Raw genomic sequence first — 12412 nt, forward strand, 5'->3', positions numbered from 1 at the left:
GACAATCAGATTGAGCTTCCAAGGGGGATTGGGCTAGATACCATTGTGGTTAACCAACAGTCTTTTAAAGTGCCCTCGGAGGTGTACTTTTCGACTTGCCAATTGAATTTGTGATAAATCTTATCTTTATCAAGAATGATAACTTCAAATTGAGCCCATTTGTCACTACTTCCAAGTTCAGTTATTGTGTGACTCAGGTGATTGATCATCATGCTATAAGAGTCACTTTTTATCATCATCTTAAACTTATTTAATGGCCCCGTAACCCTTTTGTTGTTTGGATGTGCAAATTGCCAAGTTTGTTCGATACCACTATCTTTGTAATCAAGATCATTTTGCTGAAGTCCACTAAGTTGAATTTTAACAACTTCTTTAGGGCTTATTGTACTATTAGGGCTTAATAATTCAGCTTTAGAAAATGAAATAGAGAAAAAAAATAATATTAAAACTTTAGAGATTATTAGCAGTTTTTCTAACATCGCTTAAAAATTCTTGTCTCTTTGCATCACTTACAAAGGGTACTGCAAAATATCTTCTATAGACAATGTTATATATGCCACACATATGAAACACTCCTCGTTTTAACCTTCTAATTGGCAAGTTTAAGAAAAATGTAGTGATTGCCAATCTTGGTGAACCATATGTGCAAAAAATTATAGCTTTTTTAGCTTTTAAGTTTCCGATTGGATAACCGTAGTTTCCTACCAACTGTTTAAATTTGAAAGCCCAAGGTGGTGCCAATACTTTATCAATCCAACCTTCAACTATCGCTGGCATTCTAAAGTTCCAAATTGGAGCAATTAGTACAATAGTATCACAATCTTCAATTCTTTTTCTATGATCTAAAACTTCTTGATCAGGTTCCTCTCCAGCAAAAACAGGATCAAATTTCTCTTTATATAAATCAACAACATCTACCTGATTTCCATTTGCTTTTGATTGCTTAACGAATTCGTCTCGAATTGCTGCATTAAATGAATTGTCATTGTAGTGCCCATACACCAGGAAAATTTTTTTCATTTTATAAAATTTTTATTCTGTAGTTTTGTATTTACTATTATTAATTATAAATACAAATACAATTGGAAGAATTAAAGTTAAAAGTGTTACAACTATCAATAAAATTCCAAGTTCAGAATAATCTGCTGTGGTTTGTATTTCGCCAGAAACCTTATCTTTAACCTCTCTTGTTACAGTAAATATTTCATTTAAATATTTTGTTCCTAACGCACTCGCTGATAATGCTAGATTTGTAAACGATGCAAAAACTGCAAAAAAGGTTGCCTTTAAATGTGCTGGAGCATTTTTTGCTATCCAAGCTAGTAGAGGAATCATTGATACCTGGCCAAGGGGAGACTCTAATGCAGTATTAATTAATGCAATAAACTTAGCATCAACTACTCCAGCTGTTAACGAAGCTGTCCAGTTATGAAAACCATAATACATTCCAACACTTGGTAAAAACAAAATTGCACCCGCAATACTTAATACAATAATTATTTTTGCTATTGAATTGTTCGCCATAAACGGTCTTAATAAAACAATACCAGCTAATGTTAAAATTGATGCAAGTAGTGATAGAATCGAAAAAAACTGTTCATTAAATCCTAGTTCATCAATTTCGAACCATGTTAAACCAGGGCCAGGACTTGGCATGGCTCTAAATACAAAAATAATTACTGCTGTACCTACAATTGTTAATCTTAGTTCCTGAGGTAATTCCTTAATAAGTTTAAACATTAAAAACAAAATGATTATGACTGAGCCAATAAACACAATTTCTTGTGCAAACGGAACCTTAAAGGAACCAATAGACAGTGTGAAAATAACAAAAACTAAACTTCCTCCTAATATCCACCAGTTTATTTTTGTTTTCTCGTTACCTCTTTCATCTTTAAATTCTAGACCTTTATATTTTAAAGTTTGTATTTTTTTATGTCTTAAATAATTTGCTAAAATTACACCTAGTATAGAAACTAAAGGTATTACAAGAGCATAAATGTAGATAGTTCCATATAAATTTATCTTATCGGCCTTCTCAAGGCTTTCCACATCTCTAAACAATATTACATTAACTAATGCAACAAGTACTGTGCCACCAATAATAGCAAACCGTCCAAGTGTCTGCATTGTTGTATGCATTATTTTTATTTGATCTTTAGAATAATCATTTCCTGTTTCATCAACCAAAGGAACTGCCTCAACTGTCATAGCATCGGCTACGACGTCCTGAACCACATAACCAACTGGAGCTAAAATCACGCTTATCACAAACCATGTTTCTACCGAAAATACCTGGGACATATCTTCAGTATGAATAATCAATCCATACATAATTAGTAAGCTAAGAGCTATCAATGAAGCTCCAAAGTAGACCATATAATTTTTTCTCTCCCAGATTAGATCTACTAAATGTCCTAATGGCATTTTTAATGCCCAAGGAATTCCAGCCCAAAAACCTAGGCCTGCTAAAAATGCTGCTGATAAATTTAAATAATCTTTAACAAAAAATGTACCAACTATACCTGTTAAACCAGAAATACCCGCAGCCATATAAACCATTAATGGAGGTAGATAAGTCCATTTAAATTGACGACCCAAATCTAAAAATGTGCTGTCTAAAAATTTAATTATTTTGCTCATTAGTCACTTAAAACTGGAAAAGCTTGTCTAACTTTTAGAAAATATTTTTGATATTCCATTTTAGTACATTTGTTTTCAATATACTTAATATCATTTTTTTCCATCAATTCTTTTGCCTTTTCGTCTCGTATACCGAGCTGTAACCATAAAACTTTAGCACCAATTTTAACTGTATCTTCTGCAATAGCATAAACTTCTTTTGATGGTCTAAAAACATCTACAATATCAACCTGATCATTAATGTCAGATATTTTAGCAAAAACTTCTTCTCCTAGAATTTTTTGACCCTCAGCTCTAGGATTGACAGGATAAACTTTAAATCCATATTTTTGCATATATTTCATAACTATAGTTGATGCTTTTGTTGGGTCGTTACTAACTCCTACCATTGCAATTGATTTATATTTAGAAAGAACTTCTTTGATATCACTCATTTTTTATTTTTAATTTGTTCTTCACAAAATATTTTAGCTTCAGGAACTGTCATTGGTTTTTCTAGTTTTTGGCTACCAGCAATACATGCATCTATTGCTCTTTTTTGATTATAATCTTTAAAATTATAAATTACTAACATTCCAACAATAATAAAAAGAACTATTAAAACATTCTTTATCATTATTTATTTTTCCATTTTGGTTTTCGTTTTTCGAGGAACGCAGAAATTCCTTCTTTTGCATCCATTGCCATCATATTAAGGGTCATCATTTTACTTGTATAAGCGTAAGCTTTACTTAGTGGCATTTCTAATTGTTTGTAAAAAGCTTGCTTTCCAATTTTTATTGTTAAATTAGATTTAGAAGCAATTTTATTTGCTACTTTTAACACTTCTTTGTTTAATTTGGCTTTTGAAAAATTATCATTTATCAACCCTATTTCTTTTGCATAATTTGCATTGATAGGTTCTCCAGTTAAAAGCATTTTCATCATAGGTTTTCGATTTATCTTTCTACTGACAGCCACCATAGGTGTACTACAAAACAAACCAATATTTACACCTGGTGTAGCAAACAATGCGTCCTTAGTGCTATAAGCTAAATCACAACTTGCAACTAATTGACAGCCGGCTGCAAATGCAGCTCCATGAACTTTAGCAATTACAGGTTTTCTACCTTCAACAATTTGAAGCATTACTTTTGAACAAAGATTAAATAATTTTAAATATTTATCTCTCTTTTTTAGACCTTTGACTTCTTTTAAGTTATGACCTGCGCTAAATCCTTTACCAGCACCCTCTAATATTATTACTTTAACTTTTTTATCAGTATCTAATTTTTTTAATGCCTTTAATAAATCTGAAAGATTTTTGAATGATAAAGAGTTATAAGTTTTTGGTTCATCAATAATAATTGATGAAACTTCGTTGTTATTTTTTTTAATTTTAATGTTACTAGTCATTTAATCAGTTAATCCATCGGATCTAGCTTGATTTCTTTCTATATGAATTGGTAAAACTTTGCCATAAATAGCTTTAGAATGTTCTGGAGTGTTTACTCTCCATGGATCTAAAACATAAGCTGGAATACACATATATCTTGATTTTTGTCCTTCAACTTTTGTTACCCTATGCAAAGTAAATCTACCTTTAAATATTTGTAAATCTCCTGGCTCTAATTTCAATTGTCTCACTCTAGCTCTATCTCCTGCTATAACTTTTTGAACTTCTTCGAAATTTTCATTTCCTGGTTCTCTAATATTTGGACAGTACTCAAATACTCCTCCCTTCTCAGGTTTTTGTATCATTAAACTAAGTGTAAATTCACAACTATCAAAATGCCATGGGAGTACTCCATCTGGTTTCATAACATTGTATGCATGACATGCTAAAGGATCTGCCCATCTGTAAATAGGAGAAATACCTAAACAAGCAGATACAAATTTTAAAAGTTCTTCTGTTTCGTATAGATATTTCATTTCGGAGTCTTTTGGAAAACAATCTGAATTCAAATATCCATTATATCTATTCATAAAAGTTCTTTTTGGATGATCTTTTGGTAATGAAGGATCATCCTTTGCATACAAGTAAGCATTTATACTCTCTTTAGACATATAAACTTCGTCTAACTGTTTTTCTAACTCAGAATTCATTACCTTGAGTGATTTAGGCAAAATAAAATTTGGAATTGTTGAACAACTATGTTGATCAAGCTCTTCTTTACATTTTTTAACTATATTTTTAATTATTGGAGAATTTAAATCATGTATTGGATATTTTTCTAAATCTACAATAGTCTTGAGTCTATCGTTCATTAAATTTTATTTTAACTTTCCCTCTTCTCTCATTTTTGCTCTTATCTTGGTTGCTGATATTTTTTGGGTTTCTTCATCCAAAACTATTTCCTCAATCTTATATCCAACTCCCCTACCATAACAAATATTTGTAATGTTAGGTACTAACATTATTTTAAATTGTCCTTCAAATTCAGGATTTAATCTGTCTTCAATGTTTTTTTTTACCGTTTCAAAATCAAAAGGATTATCATCAACACCTTGTACATCTCTAATTTGAATACAAACTTGTCCAGTTTTTTTAATAATTTCTTTAAACAAAGTATAATGTCCATCATGAAAAGGCTGCCATCTTCCTAACATTTGTGCTGTTGGTTTTTTGTTATCCCATTGGTGTGTCATTTTTTTATCTCCTCTATTATTTTTGGTGCCCAATTTTTTGCATCCTGAGTTATTACATGAAAATCAAAATTCTTAGGATTAACAAACATCTGATTAGTATCTTCAAATCTTCCTTTTTTAATTGTATCGACCCATACTCTAAAATCTGCTGGAAATAACTTTCTTGCTTCAGGGGTTGGTGCAATAAAATCAGCAATTACATAATGGCCATCTGCTTTTAATTTTAAAGCTGCCTCAGCCATTCTTTTTGCTTGTCTTACCCTTCCTTCTTCAGAAAAATCCCAATCGTTTGCAGCTTTTCTTACCTCGTCTGCATTCAGTCTTTTAGCATTTAATAGTGGAGCCATTTCATTTGCTAGAGTTGTTTTACCAGCTCCAGGTAAACCCATAACTAAAATAATTTTCATTAAATGTCTTCTAACGGATGATGGGACATTAATTCAAGTCCATTTTCACCTACAAGGTACTGTTGTTCAAGTTTTACACCTTCTTTACCACCAATTTTACCAATATAACTCTCAAGCGTAATTGTCATGTTCTTCTCAAAAGTTCCACCTTCTTCACCACCATCAGTTGGATATCTTATTTGAGGCCACTCATCACATAAACCAATTCCATGAACCATACATGAATATCTATTTCCATAATATTCATCAGGCAAAACCCAAGATTTTTTTATAAATTCTTTAAAACTCATTCCTGGTTTTATTAATCTAAAATTATGATCAATTTGATTTCTAGCCATTGAATATAGTTTTTTTTGCTCATCATTAAATTTATGTCCAACTACAAAGGCCCTTGATATGTCAGCACAGTATCCATAGGGACCAACCATATCTGTATCAAAAGCAACAATTTCTCCCTGTTGCATAACTTTATTACTACTCTCTTGCATCCATGGATTTGTTCTTTCACCAGAAGATAAAATCCTACACTCAATCCACTCACCTCCATTTTCAATATTCGTTTTATGTAAAATTGACCACAATTCATCTTCAGTCATTCCTGGTTTAAGATCTGATCTCATTTTTGATACACCTTTTTCTGCAACTTCTATTGCTGCTTTCATACAAGTCAATTCATCAGGTGATTTTATTACCCTTGCTTGTTCTAAAATCAATTTTGCATCTACAACTTCAATGTCTTCTTTATTTAAAGCTGTAACCGCAGGACCATTTAAAACATCGATTGCAATTTTTTTTGTTTTAAAATAATTTTTTGATAAATCTTTAACTTCATTTATCCATTTTGATAATTGTAAATTTGCTTGATCTCCATTGCTGAAATAATCCCATGTGATTGCAGGTCTTATTTCGTCAATTAGATTTAAATGCTTTGATAATATTTCACAATTAAAATACTCATAAAGAATTGTTGGTCCATTTACAGGAACAAAACAATATCTTGTTAAATTATGCATATTATAGACACTCATGTTTACTGTATCTAAAGCATAACGAACATTCACTGGATCAAAGAGAATACAAGCCTCTAAATTGTTTTTTACTAATTCTTTTCTGACCCTATCTAAACGATATGATCTTAATTTATCAAAATTAATCTCGTCTTCTCTTAATCTTTTTTTGGTAATAAAATTTTGTCTTGGTTTTTTCTCAGGAGCTATTTTTCTACTAAACCTCATAATACCCTATACAACCCTAACCATGCGTTAACATCTTTGCTTGCAATATAGTCAGATTTAAAAAATTCTACTTCTTCCCACTTCTTGCTATCTTTCAGTATATCAATTTTTTTATCAAAACCATACTCTTCATGAATTCCTTCATTAATTGTGAAACAAATTAAACCACCTGGTTTTGTGATTCTTATAAATTCATCTAATGCATTTGGTTTTACATGCCCAAAAGTAAATGTTCCAACACACATAACTCCACCGTAAAAGCTATCCTCAACTTCTATTGGTTGGTTTAAATCAACTTTAACTAATTTTTGATAAAGATCTTTTGGAACTGTATCTAATAAAGTTTGAGATAAATCAGCTCCATGAAAATTTTTATAACCATATTTTTTCAACTCAACTCCAACTAGACCTGTTCCACAGCCTGCATCAAAAATTAGCGTATCTTTATTATTTTCGTGCTTATTGAAAGTTGCTACGGTTTCCTTTGGGCCTGTATAGTTCCAATCAACCATATCTTTATTATACTTATCTTTATCTCCCCACTCGTCGTAGTACTTCATGACTTCATCTGTGGTTTTAAGTTTATAAATTGGAATTTTGTTTCCTACGTCTTTTTGTGCCATTAGCTTCTCATTTTTTGGCCACTTGGATCATAAAGTGGTTCTTTAATTATTGAGCAATTAAATAAATCTCCATTTATTTCTACTTGAACTTTATTTTCAGATTTAATTTTTTCCTGATCAACAAAAGTAAAAGCAACACTCTTGTTTACAAAATGTGCAAAACCACCTGAAGTAACGTAACCTATACTTTGATCTCCATTCATAACAGCCTCGTTATTTGTTACATCAATATCATTGGTTTCAACAATTAAAGGTATAAGTTTGTTTGAAGAATTTTCCTTTTGTGCACTCTCTTTACCTATAAATTCTTTATCCCAATTGATAAAAGCATCTAATCCTGTTTCTTTAGCAGTAAAATCTGGTCTATAATCTAATGTCCAGGCTCCCCAATTTTTCTCAAGCCTCATCGACATTAATGCTCTTCCACCAAAGGGTTTGATATTAAATTCTTTTCCAGCTTCAATAAGTTCTTCGTATAATTTTAATTGATAATGAGGTGCTACATAAATTTCGTAACCAAGTTCTCCTGTAAATGAAATTCTATTTACTAATGCAGGAACTCCACCAACAAACATTCTTCTAGAATCTCTAAATTTAAATTTTTCATTTGAAACATCATCTCTTACTATTTTTTCTAAAACCTTTCTTGAGTTAGGTCCTGCAATTGATAATCCATGAAACTCATCAGATCTATTTTTATAATTTAAATTAAATTTATATATGTGACTTTCAAACCAACGTCTGTGCATTTCTTGAGCAGCTCCAGAACCAAATACCATGAATTCATTTTCATCTAAACATGCCACAGTTAGATCGCCACATAATTTTCCTCTATACGACAACATTGGAGATAAAGATATTCTTCCTGGTTTTGGAAGTCTTCCAGCCATTATGTGATCTAAAAATTTTCTAGCATCAGGACCTTTGAATTCATGTTTTGAAAAATTTGCAACTTCGATTAAACCAACATTTTCTCTAACATTAATAACTTCTTTTGAAACATAGTCGTGTGATCTCGATCTTTTAATAGTAGGCTCTTCGTGTGCATCTTCTTTATCATTTGCAAACCACAAAACATTTTCTAATCCAAAACTATCTCCCATAACAGCACCTTGATTTACAAAACGATCATAAAGTGCAGTGGTTTTTTGTTTTCTTCCTTTTGGTAAAGTTTCATTTGGAAAAGTCATAATAAATCTTCGTTCATAATTTTCTGAGGATTTGATTGTTCCATATTGAGGTGAAGCGTAATCTCCAAATCTAGCAACATCCATTGCCCAAACATCAATGGAAGGTTCTCCGTCAATAATCCACTCAGCAATACATTTTCCAACACCACCGCCTTGGCAAAATCCAGCCATGACACCAACTGCAACCCAATAATTTTTCATTCCAGGTACTGGACCTATAAGAGGACTTCCGTCTGGTCCAAAAGTAAAAGGTCCATTAACTATATTTTTTATACCTGCGCGCTCTAAAGCAGGCATTCTCTCAAACCCAATTGCTAATCGATCTTCAATATTATCTAATTTTGGCTCCAATAATTCATGACCAAAATTCATTGGAGTTCCTTCTACTTTCCAAGGAGTTGATTTTGGCTCATAAGTTCCAAGCAACATCCCTTTTCCTTCTTGTCTAAAATAAATATTTCCCTCAAAATCTGTTCCAATAGGCAGTCTTTGATCACCCATTGCTTCAATTTCTGGAATAGGTTCAGTGATTAAATAATGATGCTCCATTGGTTGAACTGGAAGATTTAATCCCGCTAATTGACCGACTTCTCTTGCCCACAAACCACCTGCATTAATTACTATTTCAGCATTTATATTTCCTTTGTCGGTAAATACTTCCCATGATCCATCTTCTTTTTGTTTCGTGTCTTTCACGACAGTGTGAGTATAATATTTTCCACCATGAACTTTTGCAGCTTTTGCAAAAGCATAAGTTACACCTGACGGATCAACCTCTCCATCAATAGGATCCCACAGAGCTAACAAATATCTAGATGGGTCAATTAAAGGATGTTTCTTTTTCACTTCCTCTAGAGAAATAAATTCTTGATCAAGACCCATATATCTTGCTTTTGATCTTTCTCTTTTTAAATAATCAGCCCACACTTCATTTGATGCTAAATAAAATCCTCCACTGGGTTTAAAGCCAACAGAATGACCAGACTCTTTTTCTATCTCTTTATAGAGACCAATCGTGTAAGCCATCATCCTAGAAATATTTGGATCAGATGAAATTACATGAACATTTCCTGCTGCATGCCAAGATGAACCGGAAGTAAGCTCATTTCTTTCAAGCAAGATACAATCCTTTAATCCAAATTTAGATAAATGATAAAGAATAGAGCACCCTACTACACCACCTCCTATGATTACTACCTTCGCGTGCTTTTCCATTAGTATTTAATTTCCTTATTCACTTTTTTTAGAGATTTATCTGTGCCATGATGGAAATGTTTGCTCATATCAGGCATATATTTCATTGAAATTGGTTTCTTTCCAATTGCAACTGACATTTCTCTTACGTGATGTGCTTCTGCTCCACAACATATACCAATAAAATTTATTTTATTTTGAACGCACTCTTTTGCGAACTCTGCCATTTCAAATCTGTTACAAAACAAATTATCTAAAGCTACTGGGAATGCATTTCCACCTGGAATACAGTCACAACCATGATCAGTGATATTTAAGAAACCAGGTTCTTCCTCTGTTGTTCTATAAGGTACTGGAAGTCCAGCAACATGACATGAAACTTTTTCTCTAACCTTTTTTAATAATTTCATTGTCATTTCAGGTCCTCGATAACAATTTAAACCAACTACATCTGCACCTAAATCTTCCATCAGTTTGCAAGCATCTTCAGCACTATGTCCTTCTCTAGTTTTATCCCCTCTAGGAATTGCAAAATTACAAACTGCAATAAGACCTGCATCTTTAATAGCTTTTAAAGCTATCTTCATTTCTTCTGTCCAATTTATTGTTTCTGCTATTACAAAGTCAACACCAGCTTCTTTTGCCCAAGCTACTTGTTCTTCGTACATTTGTTGACATTGTTTATGAGTATTGGGATCTCCTGGATCAAATACGTTTGTATTAGCCACATCTCCACAAACCATAAGATCTAAATCTTTAAACTCAGCAGCGGCATCTTTTGCAATTTTAAGAGCACCTTTTTGCATTGGTTCTAACAAATGTTCTTTACCAATTATTCTGAGCTTTTCTCTATGACCGTAATAAGTAAATGCTTGAACAACATCAGATCCAGCTCTAATAAATTCTCTATGTAACTGAGTTACTACTTCCGGATGTTCTAAAACTACTTCTGGAACAAATGGACCTGCTGATAAATATCCTCTTCTTTCCATTGCAAAAAGATATCCTTCAGCACACATTATTGGGCCTTCATTTAATCTAGTAATAAGATCTTTTTTCATAATTTATCCTTTCATTTCATTATATTGTTTGCAACCCATTTGTGGAAATGATGGGTGGGATTATCCATCACAGGCGAAAAATTTCCCCCATTATAAGATGGTGACTTTCTGCCATCCTGCATTCCCTCAATTATATTTAAATCTTCACTTTGAACTCCTTTCCAAAGTTCAAAGTTTTGTTTTCTAAGTGATTTAAATTTTTTCGAATTTGCCGCTTCGTTACCAACATAAAAAATTTCCATATGTTCTTTTGTATATTCATTATTTACTGGTTCTAGCCAGTAGGCGTAAAAATGATCTTTATGAATCCCAAGCATTACATTTGGGAAAAGAGCAACGTATTCTGCAATATGTTCTTGATCTTTTGGCCAATTTGGGAATGTTGGAAATTTTAAGTTACTTTTAAATCTTGGGTTATAAACCATAGTACCTTGGCCTGCAAAACGGTTAGGTAAACCTTGAATGTGATAATGATCATCAATTTTTGAGTAAGAGTTTAAACCAGGATGAACCCATGGTAGATGATAACTTTCACAATAATTTTCTATTGCAAATTTCCAATTACATTTAGCATTTAAATTAAAATAACCATAATCTTTTGAATAAACGATTAATTCTCTATCTTTTATTGGCCAGAATTTTTTCCATCTATCACTTAAAGGTTTAATATATTTTTCAAAATCAATTTCATTATTATTTAAATTTACAAAAATTAAATCTAACCAAACATGAGATCTAACTTCCTTAAGACCGCTTTGTGATTTGCTAAATTTATCACAATTATGTTTATTCATTCCACCAATATGCGGTGTAGCTATTAACTTTCCACTCATGTCATATGACCAAGAATGATACGGGCATCTTATTACATTCTTAATTTTACATTTTTCTTGAAGAATCTTAAAACCTCGATGACTACAAACATTATGAAAAACTTTAATTTTATTATTTTTATCTCGTAAAATAATTAATGGAATTCCTAGCAGATCAAATGGTTTCGCGTCTCCAATATTTGGTAAAGAGCTGCCAACACCAATTACCACCCATTTATTTTCAAAGATTTTTTTTCTCTCAATAGATAAATAATCTGGATCAGTGTAACACTCATTTGGTAAGCCATGAGCTTTATCGATATTTTTATTTACAACTCTTATTTTTTTTAAATCAACTATTTGAGATAACTTTTTCATTTCAACTTTTATTAAACCTCCTTGTTTAAGTTGGAATTAATTAAAGCTAAATTTTTACGATTCTCTTATAATGATTTGTTGAAATACGGTTTTACAATTTAAAATATAAACAAATTCTTTGAAAAAAAAATTTGCAGAAAATTTCATAATTAAACTTTATCCCTTAATAAAAAGCATTTAAAGACAATTTGACTTCAACTAAAGGTTGAAAGAGATTTGCAATATTTTCGTTGATATGTTG

Annotated in this window: 14 protein-coding genes; all 14 read right to left on the reverse strand. The window is 31.7% G+C overall.

Annotation, left to right across the window (positions count from 1 at the left end; genetic code table 11):
• Positions 1 to 5 precede the first annotated feature (5 nt).
• Genes AMN81_RS01635 through AMN81_RS01700 form a run of 14 tightly spaced genes read right to left on the reverse strand, consistent with a single transcriptional unit; the run spans position 6 to position 12171 of the window.
• Complete coding sequence (locus AMN81_RS01635; RefSeq protein ID WP_072090400.1) at positions 6 to 479, reverse strand: hypothetical protein; 474 nt, start codon at positions 477 to 479, stop codon at positions 6 to 8.
• On the reverse strand, positions 451 to 1020 hold the full coding sequence (locus AMN81_RS01640) for an NAD(P)H-dependent oxidoreductase (RefSeq protein ID WP_072090401.1): 570 nt from the start codon (positions 1018 to 1020) through the stop codon (positions 451 to 453). The genes AMN81_RS01635 and AMN81_RS01640 overlap by 29 nt, the downstream gene beginning before the upstream one ends.
• A 12-nt stretch (positions 1021 to 1032) precedes the next feature.
• On the reverse strand, positions 1033 to 2643 hold the full coding sequence (locus tag AMN81_RS01645) for an MFS transporter (RefSeq protein ID WP_072090402.1): 1611 nt from the start codon (positions 2641 to 2643) through the stop codon (positions 1033 to 1035).
• Positions 2643 to 3077 (reverse strand): CoA-binding protein, encoded by a 435-nt coding sequence (locus AMN81_RS01650; protein ID WP_072090403.1) that lies wholly within the window; start codon positions 3075 to 3077, stop codon positions 2643 to 2645. The genes AMN81_RS01645 and AMN81_RS01650 overlap by 1 nt, the downstream gene beginning before the upstream one ends.
• A complete protein-coding gene (locus tag AMN81_RS01655) occupies positions 3074 to 3259 on the reverse strand; it encodes a hypothetical protein (protein WP_072090404.1) in 186 nt (61 codons plus the stop codon). Before AMN81_RS01655 ends, AMN81_RS01650 begins: the two co-directional genes overlap by 4 nt.
• The gene (locus AMN81_RS01660; RefSeq protein WP_072090405.1) at positions 3259 to 4038 is read right to left on the reverse strand and encodes an enoyl-CoA hydratase; all 780 of its coding nucleotides are present in this window, start codon (positions 4036 to 4038) and stop codon (positions 3259 to 3261) included. Before AMN81_RS01660 ends, AMN81_RS01655 begins: the two co-directional genes overlap by 1 nt.
• Positions 4039 to 4890, reverse strand: coding sequence for a HalD/BesD family halogenase (locus AMN81_RS01665; RefSeq protein WP_072090406.1), 852 nt, complete (start codon positions 4888 to 4890; stop codon positions 4039 to 4041).
• Between the two features lie 6 nt (positions 4891 to 4896).
• Positions 4897 to 5271: a cytidyltransferase gene (locus AMN81_RS01670; RefSeq protein WP_072090468.1), complete on the reverse strand. Its 375-nt coding sequence runs from the start codon at positions 5269 to 5271 to the stop codon at positions 4897 to 4899.
• Positions 5268 to 5678: an adenylyl-sulfate kinase gene (locus AMN81_RS01675; protein ID WP_072090407.1), complete on the reverse strand. Its 411-nt coding sequence runs from the start codon at positions 5676 to 5678 to the stop codon at positions 5268 to 5270. The genes AMN81_RS01670 and AMN81_RS01675 overlap by 4 nt, the downstream gene beginning before the upstream one ends.
• Positions 5678 to 6913, reverse strand: coding sequence for a M24 family metallopeptidase (locus tag AMN81_RS01680; protein ID WP_072090408.1), 1236 nt, complete (start codon positions 6911 to 6913; stop codon positions 5678 to 5680). The genes AMN81_RS01675 and AMN81_RS01680 overlap by 1 nt, the downstream gene beginning before the upstream one ends.
• Positions 6910 to 7536 (reverse strand): class I SAM-dependent DNA methyltransferase, encoded by a 627-nt coding sequence (locus AMN81_RS01685; RefSeq protein WP_072090409.1) that lies wholly within the window; start codon positions 7534 to 7536, stop codon positions 6910 to 6912. Before AMN81_RS01685 ends, AMN81_RS01680 begins: the two co-directional genes overlap by 4 nt.
• On the reverse strand, positions 7536 to 9941 hold the full coding sequence (locus AMN81_RS01690; RefSeq protein WP_072090410.1) for a GcvT family protein: 2406 nt from the start codon (positions 9939 to 9941) through the stop codon (positions 7536 to 7538). Before AMN81_RS01690 ends, AMN81_RS01685 begins: the two co-directional genes overlap by 1 nt.
• Positions 9941 to 10981 (reverse strand): homocysteine S-methyltransferase family protein, encoded by a 1041-nt coding sequence (locus tag AMN81_RS01695; RefSeq protein ID WP_072090411.1) that lies wholly within the window; start codon positions 10979 to 10981, stop codon positions 9941 to 9943. The genes AMN81_RS01690 and AMN81_RS01695 overlap by 1 nt, the downstream gene beginning before the upstream one ends.
• An 11-nt stretch (positions 10982 to 10992) precedes the next feature.
• Complete coding sequence (locus tag AMN81_RS01700; RefSeq protein ID WP_072090412.1) at positions 10993 to 12171, reverse strand: aromatic ring-hydroxylating oxygenase subunit alpha; 1179 nt, start codon at positions 12169 to 12171, stop codon at positions 10993 to 10995.
• Between the last annotated feature and the right edge of the window lie 241 nt (positions 12172 to 12412).

Origin of the sequence: Candidatus Pelagibacter communis, from assembly GCF_001179845.1 — a bacterium.
Classification (GTDB): domain Bacteria; phylum Pseudomonadota; class Alphaproteobacteria; order Pelagibacterales; family Pelagibacteraceae; genus Pelagibacter; species Pelagibacter ubique_Q.